At 41.3% G+C, this 18,542-nt stretch carries 13 protein-coding genes and 1 riboswitch; of the genes, 8 read left to right on the plus strand and 5 right to left on the minus strand.

Annotated elements, in window-relative coordinates; all coding sequences use genetic code 11:
* Window positions 1-188: 188 nt before the first annotated feature.
* Complete coding sequence (locus B5Y40_RS21200; protein ID WP_143785868.1) at window positions 189-620, minus strand: hypothetical protein; 432 nt, start codon at window positions 618-620, stop codon at window positions 189-191.
* Window positions 621-762: 142 nt separating this feature from the next.
* Window positions 763-858: riboswitch (TPP riboswitch) on the plus strand.
* Between the two features lie 74 nt (window positions 859-932).
* Between B5Y40_RS21200 and B5Y40_RS21205 the strand changes: the two genes are divergently transcribed.
* From B5Y40_RS21205 to mtaB, 6 genes are all read left to right on the plus strand, one after another.
* Window positions 933-1,634 (plus strand): class I SAM-dependent methyltransferase, encoded by a 702-nt coding sequence (locus B5Y40_RS21205; RefSeq protein WP_079688842.1) that lies wholly within the window; start codon window positions 933-935, stop codon window positions 1,632-1,634.
* Window positions 1,635-1,660: 26 nt separating this feature from the next.
* Window positions 1,661-2,725: an AIR synthase family protein gene (locus B5Y40_RS21210; protein WP_079688843.1), complete on the plus strand. Its 1,065-nt coding sequence runs from the start codon at window positions 1,661-1,663 to the stop codon at window positions 2,723-2,725.
* A gap of 39 nt (window positions 2,726-2,764) precedes the next feature.
* Window positions 2,765-3,415, plus strand: a complete 651-nt coding sequence (locus B5Y40_RS21215; protein WP_079688844.1) for a thiamine phosphate synthase — start codon at window positions 2,765-2,767, stop codon at window positions 3,413-3,415.
* Between the two features lie 29 nt (window positions 3,416-3,444).
* Entirely contained in the window at window positions 3,445-3,726 is a 282-nt protein-coding gene (locus B5Y40_RS21220; protein ID WP_079688845.1) for a Trm112 family protein, read from the plus strand.
* 63 nt (window positions 3,727-3,789) lie between these two features.
* Window positions 3,790-5,520: a phospho-sugar mutase gene (locus B5Y40_RS21225; protein ID WP_079688846.1), complete on the plus strand. Its 1,731-nt coding sequence runs from the start codon at window positions 3,790-3,792 to the stop codon at window positions 5,518-5,520.
* Between the two features lie 93 nt (window positions 5,521-5,613).
* Window positions 5,614-6,933 carry a tRNA (N(6)-L-threonylcarbamoyladenosine(37)-C(2))-methylthiotransferase MtaB gene (mtaB, locus tag B5Y40_RS21230; protein WP_079688847.1) on the plus strand — a complete coding sequence of 440 codons (1,320 nt, stop codon included), beginning with the start codon at window positions 5,614-5,616 and terminating at the stop codon, window positions 6,931-6,933.
* 317 nt (window positions 6,934-7,250) lie between these two features.
* Here the strand turns inward: mtaB and B5Y40_RS21235 are convergent, their stop codons facing one another.
* Window positions 7,251-7,907: an ABC transporter ATP-binding protein gene (locus B5Y40_RS21235; protein WP_079688848.1), complete on the minus strand. Its 657-nt coding sequence runs from the start codon at window positions 7,905-7,907 to the stop codon at window positions 7,251-7,253.
* Between the two features lie 69 nt (window positions 7,908-7,976).
* Between B5Y40_RS21235 and sucC the strand changes: the two genes are divergently transcribed.
* Both sucC and B5Y40_RS21245 read left to right on the plus strand, forming a co-directional pair.
* A complete protein-coding gene (gene sucC / locus B5Y40_RS21240; protein WP_079688849.1) occupies window positions 7,977-9,188 on the plus strand; it encodes an ADP-forming succinate--CoA ligase subunit beta in 1,212 nt (403 codons plus the stop codon).
* A gap of 50 nt (window positions 9,189-9,238) precedes the next feature.
* The gene (locus B5Y40_RS21245) at window positions 9,239-10,117 is read left to right on the plus strand and encodes a DUF6089 family protein (protein ID WP_079688850.1); all 879 of its coding nucleotides are present in this window, start codon (window positions 9,239-9,241) and stop codon (window positions 10,115-10,117) included.
* A gap of 171 nt (window positions 10,118-10,288) precedes the next feature.
* Here B5Y40_RS21245 and B5Y40_RS21250 read toward each other — a convergent pair whose 3' ends face one another.
* The 3 genes from B5Y40_RS21250 to B5Y40_RS21260 form a co-directional block, all read right to left on the minus strand.
* Window positions 10,289-12,088, minus strand: coding sequence for a polysaccharide biosynthesis protein (locus tag B5Y40_RS21250; RefSeq protein WP_245840688.1), 1,800 nt, complete (start codon window positions 12,086-12,088; stop codon window positions 10,289-10,291).
* Between the two features lie 346 nt (window positions 12,089-12,434).
* Window positions 12,435-17,228, minus strand: coding sequence for a beta strand repeat-containing protein (locus B5Y40_RS21255; RefSeq protein WP_079688852.1), 4,794 nt, complete (start codon window positions 17,226-17,228; stop codon window positions 12,435-12,437).
* A gap of 165 nt (window positions 17,229-17,393) precedes the next feature.
* Window positions 17,394-18,530 (minus strand): DegT/DnrJ/EryC1/StrS family aminotransferase, encoded by a 1,137-nt coding sequence (locus B5Y40_RS21260; RefSeq protein WP_079688853.1) that lies wholly within the window; start codon window positions 18,528-18,530, stop codon window positions 17,394-17,396.
* Window positions 18,531-18,542 lie beyond the last annotated feature (12 nt).

The raw sequence follows: 18,542 nt of genomic DNA on the forward strand, positions 1-18,542 counted from the left end.
TGTGGTAAAGTCCTGAAGCAAAAAAAATCGCGCTTCGGGCGCCTCAGCAAAAATCTATAAGCATCTAATAACATGAATTTTAAAATCACTTCAAGTAATTCAATAAAAACTTTAACTATAAAAATGAATAAGATAAACCAACTTAAACATCTGAATTACAGACTATAAATGTGATCAATTTAAATTGATCAATTAGATTTTTTGTTTGTAAAAAATTTAATAAACGGCCAGCTGATCGCCCATACCACGATCAAGCCAACACTTCCATAAATAACAAAACCGATGCGGCTGAAATCAAAACGCTCATCGCTGTTATAGGCATTGATCAGGAATAATCCCACTATAAAAAAGAAATTGAGAGTAACGATCAATCCAGTGAACCAAGCCTTGAAAGATTGCTCTTGCTTAAAAAAAGCAGAGATTATGAACACCAGTACGTTGACGATCGTGACCAATCCCAGCACAATATAGAAGAAAATATCCCGCGCCAGTAAAACGGTTTCGACTCCCTCCTGTCGCACAATCACATTTTCGGGAAGATCAGCATACACATATAACATGGCTCCCAATACCCCCAGCAACGAAAAAAACCACACCGCACGAAACAGCTTAAACATCATACGTCTTTCAAATTTGGCGCAATTAACCACCATCATTTTTAACAACCAAAAGTCCTTCTGATTTAGGATGAGAAGAAGAATGACTTAAAATGTGCCAACCAGCTTCTTGCATATGATTTCATTATGCCTTTCATTTGCACACATAAACGCATCGGGGTGCTGTGAAAAACAGCTGAGATTATACCCGGGGAACCTGATTCTGGTTAGTACCAGCGAAGGGAATGCAAGCTTCGATTTTACTGCTAAGGGTATAAGATATTGAGCCGCATTCCTTTTGGATGCGGCTTTTTTATTTTCATTAAACTGATAATTATGTCTTTCAACCTTGTCACGCAGAACCTTCGATCATGGCAGAATCGTAAAGAGTGGTTCTTCAACCGCGAACACACTGACACCTATGAACTCTGGTATGAAGGCCGCTACAAGCGAGCGGAAATCTGGCAGAAGAAAATCATCGGTGATCTTATCAAGAAGGATGAACGTATAGAAACCCTTCTTGAGTTTGGCTGTGGTACCACACGTTTCACGCGGTGGTGGAAAGATATAGGAATTGAAGCAACCGGAGGAGACCTCTCTCCTTTCATGTTGGGACAGGGTGTACAATTATTCAAAGGTGATCTTGTACTTGCTGATTCACACTATATGCCCTTCAAAGACAACATGTTCGATGCCGTTGCCTTTATTACTACTTTCGAATACTATAAAGATCCTGTGAAGGTAATTCGTGAAGCGGCACGAGTTGGTAAACATGGAGTAGTGTTTGGCATGATGAACCGGAATTCTCCGAAGATTGTCCGCAGACGAGTACAGCAATTCTTTGGTAAAAATCCTTTTTACGTAACAGCCACCTTCTATACCCCGGCAACGCTCACAAAAATTATCGAAGAGGCGCTGCGCGGAAGAGACTATACACTTGAATGGAATTGCACAGGACTTCCTGAATGGTTTCCGGTTCAACAATGGAAAGTGCCTTACGGAGATTTCTTCGGGCTATACGTGAAGATCAATTCTTAGAACATTCAACTCAACACACCTAATCGATGGAATCTGATTTCCCGGACACCGGAAAAATTCAAAATCGCTTCTTCAAAGAGAAAGTATTTCCATTCTGTGGCGCTACACGCAGTGAAGTAGTCGTAGGGCCGGAGTACGGAGTGGATGTAGCGATTGTTACCTTACCCAACGGGCTGGCTATGGCTATGACAAGTGATCCGCTTTCGCTGATCCCGACACTCGGCCTGCGCGAATCAGCTTGGCTATCGGTTCAATTGATGGCCAATGATATGGCTACCACCGGTTTTGCTCCCCAGTATGCGCAGTTTACTTTAAACCTTCCTGCAACGCTAGGGGTACACGAATTTGAGCAGTACTGGAAATACATTCATGAGTTTTGTTCGCGGCTTGGTATCGCCATCACGGGAGGTCATACAGGTCGTTTCGAAGGAATCAATTCCACTATAGCCGGAGGCGGCACTATGATCACAATCGCTCCAGGCGAACAGATCATTACCAGTAAGGGTGCGCAACCAGGCGATCTGTTGATCATGACAAAAGAGTGCGCATTGATCGCGACTTCCATTCTTGCTTTAAGTTTTCCGGAGACGATAAAGGAGGCGTATGGTTCATCTGTTCAACAACAAGCATCCGCGTTGTTTTATGAAACAAGTTCTGTTGAAGCGGGTCTCGCTGCCGGAGAATTTCATCGTCATATAAATGCTATTTCCGCCATGCATGATGTTACGGAAGGTGGTGTACTCGGTGCAATCTTTGAACTCGCGCATGCTTCTGGATGTGGTATTGTGGTTGAAGAAGATGCTATACCGGTTGGTAAAGTCCAGAAAAAAATAGGCGACCTGTTTAAGATTGACCCTATGTACTGCGTTGGAGCAGGCTCCATGATCATCACAGCGAAAGCAGATAAGGCAGCGTTATTGCTCGAACATCTGCGAAGCGCTAACATAAAAGCAACCATCATTGGTAAGGTAACGGAACCTTCAGAGGGCTTGATTCTTCACAACTCACAGGGTATACGCCCCCTGCAGCATCCCGGTGCTGACCCTTACTGGAATGCATTTTTTGATTCCCTGAACAAGGGATTGAAATAATGTATAGATCGATAATATAAAATTGATTGTGAGCAGATTATGGGTATTCAAGTTAAATCTAAAATTCAACACCAAATTAACGGAGGAGTGTATCTGGTAGTCAATCCGGCTGAGGGTATTGATACGGTTTTTCCAAAAGTTAAAGCTGCGCTTGCAGGAGGTATAGATGTGCTGCAAATCTGGAATCACTGGCAAGAACATCAGGATCAAAAAGCATTCATCGACACTATTATAGTCGTTGCCCATGAATACAATGTCCCGGTATTCATCAACGAAGAATGGCAGTGGCTAAAGAATACAATGCTGGATGGTGTGCACTTTGATAGCGTTCCATTAAACTGGGCATCCATCCAGCGAGAAATCGATCGACCATTTTTAACCGGCATAACCTGTGGTAATGATGCAGAGCGTATTCAGTGGGGCATCGACTATGCAGACTATCTTTCATTCTGCTCCATGTTTCCTTCAGCATCTGCCGGAACTTGTGAGATCGTTCGCCCGGAAGTCGTTCGCGAGACGAGACAAAAAACCTCGGCTCCTATATTTGTCTCCGGAGGTATAACGCCAGACTTAATCAAAGATTTACTACCCCTCGGTATCAATGGCGTTGCTGTAATCTCGGCCATCCTTAAAGCAGATGATCCTACGCAGGCAACGCGCCACTTCAAGCTTGAATTGAAGTCAAAGTAAATTATAATTATATACATCCATTACTTACCATGAAAACTTCGCTTCTGCAAAAACTCGCCTGCCCTTTCGATAAACACGACCTTGAGCTTAAGGTCTTTAAACAAGAACAGGATACAATTCTGGAAGGTATCTTAACCTGCACGCAGTGTAATCGGTATTACCCGATCATCTATGGCGTACCCATTATGTCGCCTGATGAGTATAGAGAGAAGTCACTCGAACATCCGTTGCTACATCGATGGGGATTGCAACTTGATAACGATTCCAAAACTTTTAGACTTCTTGCCGCTGGTCAGGAAATTGAAAAATGAGTGAGGAAACACATCGCGTCTGTAAAAACTTGTGATAAATTTACGCCCTTACTAAAAAAGATCATGAGTGAGTTACTTCAAAACGTGCAGGAAAAAGCAGAGACCTGGCTTAACAGTCGCGCTATTGACAATACAACCAAAGCTGAAATCAAAGCCCTGTTGACAAAACAGGACCCAAAAGAATTAATCGATAGTTTTTATAAAGACCTCGAATTTGGTACCGGTGGACTTCGCGGTATAATGGGTGTTGGTTCAAACTGCATGAACAAGTATACCGTTGGTGTGGCTACTCAGGGACTGGCGAACTATCTGAATAAAACATTTCCGGGCAAACCTATCAGCATTGCCATAGCGCATGACAGCCGGAACAACAGCGGTTACTTCGCAGAAATTGTCGCAGGAGTTTTCTCTGCCAATGGCATCAAGGTATATATGTTCGATGAACTTCGCCCCACTCCCCTGCTTTCGTTTGCCATTCGTTATTTGAAATGTGATTCAGGTGTGGTGATAACCGCTTCTCATAATCCGAAAGAATATAATGGGTATAAAGCATACTGGAATGATGGAGCCCAGGTTGTACCTCCTCACGATAAAAACATCATCGAAGAAGTAAAAGCCATCACATCATTCGACCAGGTAAAGTTCAAACCTACACTGGCGAACATTCATCTTATTGATGAAGAAGTTGAGCAAGCTTACTACGAGGAAGTAAAGAAGATCATCCCCAATCACGAGGTGATCGCTAAACATAAGAACATTCCACTGGTATACTCAAGCCTGCATGGTGCCGGTATAACTATGGTGCCCGAGTGTTTGAAGCAAATCGGTTTTACCAACATTCATGTCGTAAAAGAACAAGAAGAACCGGATGGAGATTTCCCAACGGTTAAGTCTCCGAATCCGGAAGAACCTTCTGCGATGGAGTTGGTCATTAAAAAAGGAAAAGAAGTAAATGCCACCATGGTAATGGCTACCGATCCGGATACTGATCGTGTTGGAATGGGCGTGCGTAAATCTAATGGCGAATTCATTCTTTTGAACGGCAACCAGGCGTTTAGTCTGATGATGTACTTCATCATGAAAAACCTGAAAGAAACGAACAATGCCTATATCGCCAAGACGATTGTTACATCAGAACTGATCGATACTATGGCTGCCAAGTTTGGTGTAGAGTGCTATAATACCCTTACGGGATTTAAGTATATAGCAGAGTTAATGGGCAAGTTCGATGGCAAGAAGAAGTTCGTTGCTGCAGGTGAAGAAAGCTATGGCTACATGGCCGGTGATTTTGTCCGCGATAAAGATGCAGTTTCATCGTGCGCATTTTTTGCTGCGATGGCGGCAAGTGCTACCGATGAAGGCAAGTCTATGTATGACTGGCTTATCGATATGTATGTAGAGTTCGCATACTATAAAGAAGGTCTTCTTAACGTAACTAAAAAAGGACAGCAAGGAGAACAAGAGATCAAAGCGATGATGGAGAAATTCAGAAACAACCCTCCAGCGGAAATCATTGGCAGTCGCGTGGTTCGTCTGTTAGACTATAAACTCTTGAAGGAAAAAGATTTGCTGACCGGCAAAGAAAGTGATCTGGAGTTTCCGAAGTCAGATGTACTTCAATTCTATCTTGAAGATGGCACTAAAGTTTCGGTGCGCCCATCCGGGACCGAACCTAAAATAAAATTCTACATTAGCGTGAATGCTCCTTTAGCATCCCGCGATGAATTCGAAAAAGTTGATCAACAGTTGGATAAAAAAATCAAAGGTGTTGAAGAATACCTGCTAAGTGTCTAATAATCATAGGTGTTTACGTTTTTGGAGCAATCTATTTTTACCAGCAACGTAAACACCTAAACACTTTACATTTTCTATCTTTGCAGCTTGATCATGAAAAAAGTTGCTTTTTATACACTTGGCTGCAAGCTGAATTATTCAGAGACATCCACTATTTCAAGGGCATTCGAAGAAAAAGGCTATAAGAAGGTCGATTTTACCGACACTCCTGATATTTTCATTATCAATACTTGTTCGGTTACCGAAAATGCCGACAAGAAATGTCACAAGATTGTACGCGAAGCACGAGGCATTTCTCCTGATGCATACGTAGCCATCATTGGCTGTTATGCTCAATTAAAACCAAAAGAGATTTCTGAAATTCCAGGTGTAGATGCAGTACTGGGAGCGGCAGAAAAATTCAGACTCGTTGAATTACTGGATGGTTTCGTTAGAAAACCACAGCCAGAAGTTTTTGCCTCTGAAGTTGACCAGGCTACCAAGTTCAACACCTCCTACTCGATCAATGATCGCACGCGCACCTTCCTTAAAGTACAGGATGGATGCGACTACTCTTGCACGTTCTGTACTATACCTTTAGCGAGAGGAAGCAGTCGCAGTGATAGTATTGAAAATATACTTTCAACAGCACGAGATATAGCGAAGACTGATGTACGGGAGATTGTATTGACTGGAGTGAACACCGGAGATTTCGGTATTCAACAAGGACAACGCGTTGAGCGTTTTATAGATCTGATAAAAGCACTTGATAACATTGAGGGCATTGATCGCTTTCGAATATCCTCTATAGAACCGAATCTCTTAACAGATGATATCATTGAATTTGTAGCACAATCCAAAAGATTCGTTCCGCACTTTCATATACCCTTACAATCAGGGTCTAACAAAATTCTGAAGCTTATGCGTAGAAGATATCTGCGCGAACTATATATAGAGCGTGTTGCAAAGATTAAAGCGCTTATGCCACATTGTTGTGTAGGTGTAGATGTGATTGTAGGATTTCCGGGCGAAACCCAGGAAGATTTTCTGGAGACCTATAAATTTTTAAATGAACTAGACATCTCCTACCTCCACGTATTTACATATTCAGAGCGCGAGAATACACCTGCTGCCTCTATGGCGGGAACGGTGCCTGGAAACCAACGATCTGATCGTTCTAAAATGCTCCATATACTTTCAGATAAAAAGCGAAGAAAGTTTTACGAGGAAAACCTCGGCAGAAATTCAACTGTGCTGTTTGAAAATGATATAGAGAATGGAATGATGCATGGCTTCACAGAAAACTATATTCGTGTTTCAGCGAAGTATGATCCTATTCTGATCAATGAGTTGAAACACGTCAAGCTTCTCAATATCAACGACCAAGGCTTAATGGAAGCAGAAGATGTTCAAACTGAAATTTTCGCCCATTAAATTATTTCTTTAAGCACCACCTTGAAGTAGGTTAGTTGTAAGATTACGGCCTGCAACTCTAAATTCTATACTATATAATCGGTATTTCTGCAGAATTATCGTTCACCTTACACTTCTGCCATCTTTCCTTTCTCTGCAAGAATCAGTTTCTTCCGCTGCTATACATTTGTATTATCAATCCAATAAAGAAATAAGCAGTCTACTCCTAACCTGTCTGCTTTTAGGTTGAAAGAGAAAGCCACGAACTGGGGGTTTGGTTGTGAGGGGCTTTCTCTTTCTTTATTTATATACTTCCCGATCTTATTCGATCTCTTTCTTTACTGTTTTACAATTCCATCCTTTATCTCAATCCTTCTATCCGCCATCTTCGATAATTCTTCATTGTGAGTAACAATGATAAACGTTTGCTTCAGATCCTTGCGCAGTTGAAAGAAAAGGGAATGGAGTTCCAGCGCATTTTTTGAATCCAGATTTCCGCTTGGTTCATCCGCGAGTATAATAGCTGGTGAATTGATGAGCGCCCTGGCTACCGCGGTTCGTTGCTGCTCCCCTCCTGAAAGTTCAGAAGGTTTATGGTTTATCCGTGAACCAAGTCCCAGCATTACCAATAAATCTTCTGCCCGTTTTCGGAGCGCTCGTTCATCCGAGGTGCTCGCTATCAATCCAGGTATAAGTACATTTTCAAGCGCAGAAAATTCCGGAAGCAGGTTATGAAATTGAAAGACAAATCCAATGGATTTATTCCGGAAGGCTGCCAGGTTCCTGGACGACTGCGAAAAAACATTCTTGTCGTGAATGAAGACTTGCCCCTTGTCGGGTATATCAAGCGTCCCCAGAATATGTAGCAAAGTACTCTTACCAGCACCAGAGGCGCCAACAATGGCAACTACTTCTCCTTGATGGACTTCGAGATCTACTCCCTTCAGCACCTGCAGCTGACCGTAGGATTTTTCAACCTGTATAGCTCTTAACATCGCTAATTATATAGATTCCTTTGAAATAAAGCTTTAAATACGCTAGTTTCGCCCAAAACAAAAAATTCAATGAACATTCACGAATACCAAGGGAAAGAAATTCTGAAGAAATATGGTGTGGCCGTTCAACGGGGCATTGTAGCAGATACTCCTGACAATGCAATCATTGCTGCAAAAGAATTACAAGCAGAGACCGGCACGAAGTGGTTTGTAATTAAATCTCAGATACATGCGGGTGGTCGTGGAAAAGGTACAGTTAAAGAAACAGGCTCACGAGGCGTTGTTCTTGCAAAAGGTATAAATGAAGTTCCTGAAAAAGTAAAAGCTATCTTGGGCGGTACGCTAATAACAATTCAGACCGGACCTGAAGGTAAAAAAGTTAACAAGGTATTGATCGCTGAAGATGTATACTATCCAGGTGAAGTAGAACCAAAGGAATACTATATGAGCATTCTATTGGATCGCTCAAAAGGTTGTCCGGTAATTATGGCCTCTACCGAAGGTGGAATGAACATCGAAGAAGTGGCTGAAAATCATCCTGAAAAAATTATAAAAGAATGGATTGACGCGGAGTTAGGCTTACAACCTTTCCAGGCACGTAAGCTTGCTTTCGCATTAGGATGGGAAGGAAATGCTTTCAAAGAAGGTGTGAAATTCATTCACTCACTTTATAATGCATACTTAGGATTGGATGCATCGATGTTTGAGATCAACCCTTTATTAAGAACATCTGATAATAAAATACTGGCTGTTGATGCCAAAGTAAATTTAGATGACAACGCATTATATCGTCATAAAGATCTGGCAGAGTTGCGTGACATCACAGAAGAAGATCCATTGGAAGTAGAGGCAGGCAAAGCAGGTTTGAACTATGTGAAGCTTGACGGGAACGTTGGCTGTATGGTAAATGGAGCTGGCTTAGCAATGGCTACGATGGACATCATTAAAATCTCCGGCGGTGAGCCTGCGAACTTCCTTGACGTGGGTGGTGGAGCAAACGCTGAGACGGTAGAAGCTGGTTTCAGAATTATCCTTAAAGATCCGAATGTAAAAGCTATACTCATTAATATTTTCGGGGGTATTGTTCGTTGTGACCGTGTAGCCAATGGCGTAGTGGAAGCGTACAAGAAGATTGGTGACATCAAGGTTCCGATCATTGTTCGCCTGCAAGGAACAAATGCAGAAGAAGGAGCTAAAATTATAGAGCAATCAGGATTGAAAGTATTCTCCGCTATACTATTAAAAGACGCAGCACAACGAGTAAAGGAGGTATTGGCATAGGAATTTCCATTACTTCGCAAATTTCCTATATTGTATAAACTTTGACCGTAATGCGATCAATTAAAAGACTCCTCGTTATATCTTCTTTTATTACTGGTGTTGGGCTTCAATGTGCCGATGCTCAAAGTTTCTATGCGGTAAGAAAGAACAGAAACTTCTTGGTTGGATTGGGATCTGGAACTGCCAACTACTATGGTGAGATGGTTAATCCAGGAGAGTTTGGAATACTGAAATTCAATATTGCTGCTAATGCTGAGTACTATGTTCATAGTCGAATCAGCGTTCGGGCCAATTTAACTTTCTTTCAGGTATCTGGAGATGACTCAAAAGCAGATGATGATAGACAAGAAAGAAACCTCTCTTTTACCTCAAACAACATCGAGCTAAGCGCGCTTGGCGTTGTGAATCTAAGTCCAATGGGACTTAGGTTTTATCAACGATCCAAGCTAAATCTTCATGCGTTTGCAGGTATTGGGCTTCTTTACTTCAATCCAAAGGCTGAATATCAGGGTAAGAAATATGCACTTGCTCCTTTAGAAACAGAAGGCAAGAAATACAGCAGGATCACACCTGTTATTCCGGTTGGTTTAGGAGTTAGGATTAAATTAGACCCTTTTTTCAACCTCTTAGTAGATGGCGGTTACAGAATAACATTTACCGATTACATGGATGATGTTAGTGTAAGGCGTTATCCTGACGCTTCAACTTTAAAGAGTGATTTATCCAGAGCGCTTTCTGATCGAAGAGTAGAGATAGGAACCCAGCCCGCTAATCCGACTCAAGCAGGTGTAAGAGGTAATCCGAAAAAGAATGATGGATATTTCCTGGCAAATATTACTGTCCAATACTATATACGAAAAGAGCTGTTTAATAATTCTCAGCGGAAGCTATATAACAAGAAGAGGAAGTATTATTACAACAGGCCATAATTACTTTAGCATATAAATGAAAAAAAGTGTAGTGACTACTATTTAGCCGCTACACTTTTTTCATTTATACTCGAATTGGGGACTATTGCCTCGTATAGTATATGGATGCCAAGTGATGGTGAACTACCTTAAAAGGCCATGCAATTATATAAGATGAGTGAGTGAGATACCTCAGTGAGCGATGTCAAGAGCTTCAAACCTCGAGTAACTACTTTTATATTCAGGAACAACTTCCTTCATAAGCGTTACCATTTTGTGCTCATTTTTATCGTCTATAAACTCTTCCAGTAAATCAAGGTTTCGACAAACTTCATCGTATTGATACTCCGATACTTTTGCCTTTAGAATCTTCTCATGGTGTGTAGGGATCGTATTTTCCTGATCACTTAAAAGTTCCTCGTACAACTTCTCTCCATCACGCAATCCGGTAAAGACGATCTCTATATCTTTATTTAATTCCTTACCCGAAAGCTTTATCATTTTTCGGGCTAAATCAAAAATCTTCACGGGCTTGCCCATATCAAATATGAATATCTCTCCACCATATCCCATAACACCGGCTTCAATAACTAATTCACATGCTTCCGGAATTGTCATAAAGAACCTGGTTATCTCTGGATGGGTTACCGTAATGGGACCTCCCTTTTTTATCTGCTCCTTGAAAATCGGAATAACCGAACCGTTGGATCCCAAGACATTTCCAAACCTGGTGGTTACAAAAGACGTCTTGCCCATACCTGTTTTCTCCAGATGACGGTTCAATGACTGTACATAGATCTCTGCAATACGCTTTGTACATCCCATGACATTCGTAGGGTTTACCGCCTTATCCGTGGAGATCATCACAAATTTCTGAACCCTAAATTCAACCGCCAGATCTGCAAGTAGCTTCGTTCCAAATATATTAACCGATACCGCCTCAGAAGGATTACTCTCCATTAGCGGAACATGCTTATAAGCAGCAGCATGAAATAATGTATGTGGTTTAAACTCATTGAATATTTTCCGGATTCTTGATTTGTTACAGACGTTAGCAACAAATACAAACAGCTTCGTTTGTTGATTCTTGGCTCGAAGCTCGCGTTCGATTTCATAAAGCGGAGACTCAGCCTGATCAATTAATACAAGTGTATGAGGCTTGTAGCTCAACACTTGGCGAGCGAGTTCAGAACCTATAGATCCTGCACCTCCTGTTATAAAAATAACCTTACCGCTTATCTCTGTTTCAATGCTCTTATTATCAAGTTTGATAACTTCTCTTCCGAGTAAATCTTCAATGTTTACATCGCGGATTTCTTTTACATCCCAATCATTTCGTAACCACTTGTCGAATGAGGTAACATAGCTTACGCGGATGAGGTGATTTAAAGCATCATCTACTATTTCATTTTTCCGCTCGATGGAAAGATTCTTCACAGCTATAATGATCTTTTTTATTTTATGCTTCAATACAAGCTCAGGCAACTTATCGTAGCTATATATCTTGGTTCCATTAATATCCTTACGATTCTTTTTAACGTCATCATCCAGAAATGCAATAAGTTTATATTGGCCGGTCATGTCTGCTTCGATCGCTTGCTTTGTTAAAAAACCAGCTACTCCTGCACCAAAAATCAACACAGGAATCTTATTAGGGAAACTTGATTTATAGTAACTAAAAACACTTTTAACAATTAATCTATATTGATATAGAAGTAATGAAGAAACAAAGAATGAAATAAACAGAACAGAGTATGGAATAAGATTCTTCCCAACGTTGTAGAAGTAAATCAAGTTTAAGATGATCAAAAATGACAAACTCAAAAATTCCGTATATAGAATTCTCACTGCGTCCTGTATACCTGTATACCTTACAATTCCGGCATAGGACTTTGTCAGCAAAGTAGAAATAAGTGAGATAAATAAAGCAATCGGAATGCTGTAGGACGGATCGAACATGTCGATCGTATTGACATTGAAATTAAACCTCATGAAAAAGGCTAACCCTAACGACAAGGCTATTACCGATAAATCAATAAGTATTATAACCCATCTGGGCAGAAAGGTGAGTCGATTAATGATGTCCTGAAACAAAGGCGTAATTTTTAGTTCTTCTATAAAGACTTCACTCTCCCCTATTCCTTTGAGGAAAGTTTTCTGGAGCCCAAAAATCTTTTTAATCCCAAAACACAGCCTCCAGCAATTAACCATTCAAGACCTGTGATAGGGACAGCAGCGTCAGGATCCGTTGTCTGCGGGTTGCCCGGCTGTGCTACGAGAGTGAAACTTCCTACAAAAAATATAACTAGTAAGACAAGTGTAAATTTTATTCTCCGCATCATTTTAAGCTCAAAACCTTAAAAATCTTTATTTTATTTTTATTCTTAATACTAACAAAGTAAACTCCTGAAGGAAACTCTGTCAAATCAAATTTTCCAATGTATCCATACCCCTCTTTGGGTTGCATTAAAACTCTTCCGATCACAAGGCCCATGGAGTTTACAACTGGTAACTCAGTGGCATTTAATTCTTTGGCTTCCACAACTAACATGGTTCCTAAAGAAACCGGATTAGGGTAGATACGATAGCCTTCCAAAGATAAGTCAGATTCTGATCCTTTAATAGTGATATCTTGTTTTGATACAGTAATGCAGCTACCCTGCGTTACTTTTAATTGATACTCACCTGATTCATAGACATTCAAAAGCCTCTCAGCGCCTATAATCGTGCCATTCAAGTACCACGTATTTCCTGATTCAAAATTAGAGACTAATACATTTCCTCCCTCAATTGAGATATTCGCTTGTTGAATTTCTTCAACATTTAGAGACGTTACCTGCTTTTTGATAAGCCCCTCACATTTTGAGGTCTTTTCCGTTACTTCTAAAATGTTGGCGCCAATTACAAGCTTTTCTTTTGGAACGCTTATTTCAAGCGTACTTCCGTTTCCTGCCTGACTGGATACTTCTTCATCTCCAATTGTAACAACGTAGTTATAGGCTGAAGTAGTATTATTCAGGTATATGGATACACCTTCTCCTTTACAGAAACTATTCTTCGTTGTTGACAAAGAAAATTCTGACGTATAGGAGGGTGAAATAGTAATCTCGAATCGATCGGAGCCAAAGCTTTTTGGATCAGAGGTTACAGCGAACTCATAACTTCTTACTGTGTTAACATCAATGCTGGCACCAGTAAATTTATCGGAAAGAGAAATAAGAACATTATTCGTGAACGATTCAATCTCCGTAAAATCAAGTTTATAGGAACCTGCTTCTACATTGTCGACATTAAGTCTGATGGTTTTATTACAACTTAAAGCAGGCAATGAATTAATGGAAATCTTTGTGCCATCGTCAAGCGAAGTTGAAAGATTCAAAGCATTATTTTGAAGCTTAAAAGCATCAGCATAGTCGTCAAATTGTTCGGTAGCATCGTCACGAAAGTGAATAGCCGTTTCATCACGGGTAGCACCTTGGCGCAAAGTAATGCGTAACACATTGGCTGGTGCCGACTCTCTGAAGAAAGTCCCCTGCCCTGTTGGTGCCTTAACAGATTCCGTGGCACTAAACGTAATCGGCCCACCGTTACTCTTCACGAAGAAAGCCTGTCCTAATGGTATATACCTTGTTCCTCCGTTAACACCAATCGTGCCGTTATAGCTTGCATATATAAATGGACTCACTGCGTTGTCAACCATGTATATAGTATTTGTCAGGCCCGTTTTTGTCCAGCCCGTAGCGGCATCCCAATCGATCGTAGAAGGGTAGGGATTACCTACTAAGTTCCAACCGTCATTTGCATTATTGCCAGAAGACGTATAGGAAACCAACGGCGAGAAATTAACGGTTCCCGAATTGATTGGATTTCGTACATCCCATAAAGCATTTCCCCGAGTTGATATAGGGGATATATTTCCGCGTATAAATAATGTATACCCTTTTCCTGTTACCAAAACTTCTTTGTTACCATTGACAGGAAAATCCTGATAGCCATCATTAGAATCATTAACACCATCGCCATTTGTATCGGTAACGGTCAATTCACTATACGAAAACATAGACTGAAAGGTACCGCATCCGGAGCAGACACTTGTACCTGTAAAAGAACCCGTAACCGGGATCTCACCTTGAATATCCTGAACAATGGCATTCTGAACAGGTGAAGATATATACCGGTATATTCTTCCGTTGTTAAAAGTTGGACTATTACTTCCGCCTTCAATGGACATATACCGTTGTACAGTTACACTCCCTAAAACCTGGGAAGTGCCCGAGAGAATGCCAATGGCTGCATCCACTGACGGATCATCGTCAGATGAAAGTAAAGTAAAGACGGCTGTATCTGCTGCGCCATCAGCGTCCATCGTTGCATTGGCTGCCAGCGTTAGTATACCCCGTAAGTTTTGATTATTTTCTATACGAAGATCAGGACTGGCCGTGGTGTTTGCTACAGTCGCGTTATTAAAAGTTGTTACACTGCTTCCGCTAACCACTTGAGTTACACCTGCTGTTCCCAGGAAAGCTACTGTATTAGTACCTGCTACAAAGGAACCATTGTTAGTGAAAGAACCATATATATTCAGCGTGGTAGGTGATGTCAATGTCCCGCTTATAACGATGTTCTGAAAAGAAGGATTGGACGTCCCAAGTATAGAAGAGGTGCCATTAAAATTAACGATTCCGTTGTTTCGATTAAATGTACTGTTATTCGTGAGGTCTCCAGACAGTGACAGTGTTGAGCTGGGTGCATTAAAAGTTCCTGCAGAAATTACCAATGAAGTAACCAAAACTGTATTGGCACCACTGGTAAATGTCCCAGATGTAAGGGTAAATATACCGGAAGCATTCAATGCAGTAGTTAATGTTATAGTACCAGCATTACAGGTAACAGCATTGAGTACACCACGCGCCTCTGCTCCTGTTGACATTGTACCACCGGTATATATTAGATTATAGGGGCCTCCTAAAGGAATAGCGCTGGTTCCTGTAAAGGATGCCGCAGAGTTTCTGGTAACCGTAGCACCGTTGCCAAATGTTAATCCAGATATATTATCAAATATACCATCTGTAAGTGTAAAGGTATTCGATATAGTCAGCAGACTTTCTAATGTTACCAATGTTCCAGTGGTTGACCTGTTCAAAATAAACGCACCTAAAACATTGCCTGTCGGAGAAAATGACAGCGTACCTACTGTACCAGTGCCTGTAATTGTAATGGTTGAAGTAGCATTTGAAGAAATCACGCCTCCCGAAAGTGTATTATTAAATTGAGACTGTAAGTCAAGGGAGTGGTCTTCAATATATAGGGTTGTACCAGTGGCAAGGTTCAGGTCGTCCAGAATAACCAACGCGGCATTCATATCAACGCTTCCATTAACAATTGTCAGATCCAATGTGGTAAGATCATTTGAGAAAGCTATAGTAGCATCCATCCTATCAACCGAGATGGATTCAACGGACGTCACGCCGGCAACAGGAAAATCCATACCCAAAGTACCCGATCCATTAATCTCAAGGTTGCTGTTATCACCATTGAAAGCTATTGTGTTTGATCCGCTGATCGTACCATTAACAACCAGGATTGCATCCGCATCACCACTGTTGACATTTATACTTCCTCCTGTGAGACTTATCTCGCCATCGATTTGAAGTGTCCGTTCCAGCGTTGTTGTATTCAATAACAGGTCACCGCCCGTGAGGTATACATTTCCCGGAACAACAAGATTGTCATTACCAATGTTCAAATTTCCAGTGGTCACGTATAAATCATTTCCCAATGTTAAGGAGGTGAGTGCACCGAGCTCGATCGATACACCTGAAGCATTATTGATTTCGGTATCAACACCAGAAGTTGAAGTATGGCCTGCTCCTATAAATTGGGGATTTGATCCTCCATATACTATACGCGAGCCAGCATTGAAAATACGATTGGCTACACGAATATTGCCCACACCACTTGATGAGCCCGTAACAATCGCCCCGGTGGCATTTTCCGATTCAACGATAACAGTTCCACTGACAGTCAGCGAGCTTCCGCTACCTCCCATCATTTGAGACTCTCCTATCAATCGCAAAGAATGTGAAGCAGGTATACTATAATTCAATAGGCTGACATTGCTTATGGTGCCTGTGTTCAAGAACGTATGATCCACACCTGGTGAAACGAAATTAATACTTCCGCTACCGACACCTACTTCTGAAAATGTTCCACTTATGAGTTCAAAATTACCGGCTATATTTAAAACATCTGTGCCATTTCTCGAAACAGCAAGAAGGCCTCCAGGTGCGTTCATGCTGAAGTCGCTGCCTATATTTATAGTACAAATACCGGAAGTGGTAAGATCTGAACCTGTGGCATTTGTTGAAGTATAAATAAAATCTCCGGTAACATTATATATAGTGCCTGGCGCAGCTCCGGTTGTTGACAAGCGTACACGTGACGTTCCTTCAACCGTTAAATTTCCTCCAATAGCTATGGTGGGATTCTGCGTAGTGGCCATCTGAAAAACGCCTGTACCTGTACTTAATACTCTGTAACTACCTGCAACAGAAGTCAGTAATCCATTCATATTAAAAGTGCCCGTCTGCAGTGGACAATTCCAAACAACGTTGCCAAATGATTGCGACCAATTACCTCCCGCACTCCCTACTGTGAATGTAGTATAGCCTTCTATCTGTAAAGTCGAATTAACATGCCACGAAGCAAGTGGTATTGATCCCTGTGTGGTTGTAAAAAGATGACTATATACCGATCCTGCCCCGAAGACTAAATTGTTGCCGGTAGTACCCGTTAAGTTTGAGTTGTCTTGTCGAACTAACGTGCCATATATATAGTTCTGAGAAAATCCCGGGCTGCCTTCCGATAGTATAGTTAAGGTTCCACCCGTGTTAATTGTAACCACAGCATTCACGGTCATACCATCGACAGTAACTGAATATGCACTAGGTATGGATATGTTATGATTGACAATTATTTCTGTGGAGTTGGCCGTAGTCGGGATTATGCCTCCAGCCCAGGTCGATGCATCATTCCAAAGCCCATCTTGATTTGAAGTTATAGTCTGGGCAAGCGAACAAGTGGTAATCAGTATAAAACTGATTACCACGCTAAAGCAGGTAAGTTTATTCATAGAGTAGCGGGTATCTGATTCTATCTAAAGTTAGCGGAACCATCCAAGTAATAAAAATTTACAAGGATGTTTATACCACTAAAGAAGTTACCATCTCTACAAATAGTATAATACCAAATGAACTACAAAATAAGTTTAAACACTGATTGTTTGCACAACTCTGAGTTAGCTTATAGCAGACAGTTTTTTAATCACTGCCACTATCCCTGACAATTGCTTCACTGTAAGATTCGATCCGGACGGCAAGCACAACCCAGATTCAAAGAGCCTTTCAGAAACACCGGAAGAAAAAGACGGGAATGATTTAAATACAGGCTGAAGATGCATCGGCTTCCATAGCGGTCTGCTCTCTATATTTTCTTTTTCGAGTGCTAAACGCAACTGCTCACGGTCGAATCCACTTTGAGTTGGATCAATCAATATTGTTGTGAGCCATCGGTTGGAAAATGCTCCTTCAATTTCATTTTGGAAACTGATTCCCTTGATGTCAGACAACTCCCGTCTATAAAAGTTATATACTTCTCGGCGTTGCTGTACCCTTTCATTGAGCACAAGAAGCTGACCTCTTCCGATACCAGCGCATACATTGCTCAATCTATAGTTATACCCAATCTCAGTATGCTCGTAGTGTGGAGCAGGATCACGAGCTTGTGTAGCCAGGAATTTTGCCTTGGTTATCCAATCTTTGTTGGCAGCCACCAAAGCTCCGCCTCCGGAAGTTGTAATGATTTTATTTCCATTAAAAGAATAAATTCCAAAGTCGCCAAAGGAACCAAGTTTCTTTTCAAAATATGTAGAACCTAATCCTTCCGCAGCATCTTCGATTACAGGTATCTCATACCGTTTGGCAACCGACATGATCGCGTTCATTCTGGCAGGCATTCCATAGAGATGTACAGCAATGATAGCCTTCGGCTTTTTACCTTTCGCGATACGATCTTTTATTGCATCTTCCAGCAATGCGGGATCCATATTCCAGGAGTCAGCTTCTGAATCAACAAATACAGGTATAGCTCCCTGATACCGGATGGGGTTACAAGAACCAGAAAAGGTAAAGCTGGAACATAACACTTCATCTCCGGCTCCTATATTTAAAATAATGAGAGCAAGGTGAATTGCCGCAGTACCCGATGAAAGTGCAGCACAGTAACCTACTGAATTATAAGCTGCAAGTTCCTCTTCAAAAGAACTTATATTGGGCCCCACAGGAGATATCCAATTTGCATCAAATGCTTCATTCACAAATTTAATTTCGTCTCCTCCCATATGGGGAGATGAAAGGTATATTTTTTCTGTATTCATGTTTAGAGTGTA

Origin of the sequence: Ohtaekwangia koreensis (assembly GCF_900167975.1) — a bacterium.
In the GTDB taxonomy this organism is placed as follows: domain Bacteria; phylum Bacteroidota; class Bacteroidia; order Cytophagales; family Cyclobacteriaceae; genus Ohtaekwangia; species Ohtaekwangia koreensis.

Coding starts and splice junctions, on each gene's coding strand:
- B5Y40_RS21200 (WP_143785868.1), bottom strand. CDS start 620: ATGATGTTTAAGCTGTTTCGTGCGGTGTGGTTTTTTTCGTTGCTGGGG.
- B5Y40_RS21205 (WP_079688842.1), top strand. CDS start 933: ATGTCTTTCAACCTTGTCACGCAGAACCTTCGATCATGGCAGAATCGT.
- B5Y40_RS21210 (WP_079688843.1), top strand. CDS start 1,661: ATGGAATCTGATTTCCCGGACACCGGAAAAATTCAAAATCGCTTCTTC.
- B5Y40_RS21215 (WP_079688844.1), top strand. CDS start 2,765: ATGGGTATTCAAGTTAAATCTAAAATTCAACACCAAATTAACGGAGGA.
- B5Y40_RS21220 (WP_079688845.1), top strand. CDS start 3,445: ATGAAAACTTCGCTTCTGCAAAAACTCGCCTGCCCTTTCGATAAACAC.
- B5Y40_RS21225 (WP_079688846.1), top strand. CDS start 3,790: ATGAGTGAGTTACTTCAAAACGTGCAGGAAAAAGCAGAGACCTGGCTT.
- mtaB (WP_079688847.1), top strand. CDS start 5,614: ATGAAAAAAGTTGCTTTTTATACACTTGGCTGCAAGCTGAATTATTCA.
- B5Y40_RS21235 (WP_079688848.1), bottom strand. CDS start 7,907: ATGTTAAGAGCTATACAGGTTGAAAAATCCTACGGTCAGCTGCAGGTG.
- sucC (WP_079688849.1), top strand. CDS start 7,977: ATGAACATTCACGAATACCAAGGGAAAGAAATTCTGAAGAAATATGGT.
- B5Y40_RS21245 (WP_079688850.1), top strand. CDS start 9,239: ATGCGATCAATTAAAAGACTCCTCGTTATATCTTCTTTTATTACTGGT.
- B5Y40_RS21250 (WP_245840688.1), bottom strand. CDS start 12,088: ATGAGGTTTAATTTCAATGTCAATACGATCGACATGTTCGATCCGTCC.
- B5Y40_RS21255 (WP_079688852.1), bottom strand. CDS start 17,228: ATGAATAAACTTACCTGCTTTAGCGTGGTAATCAGTTTTATACTGATT.
- B5Y40_RS21260 (WP_079688853.1), bottom strand. CDS start 18,530: ATGAATACAGAAAAAATATACCTTTCATCTCCCCATATGGGAGGAGAC.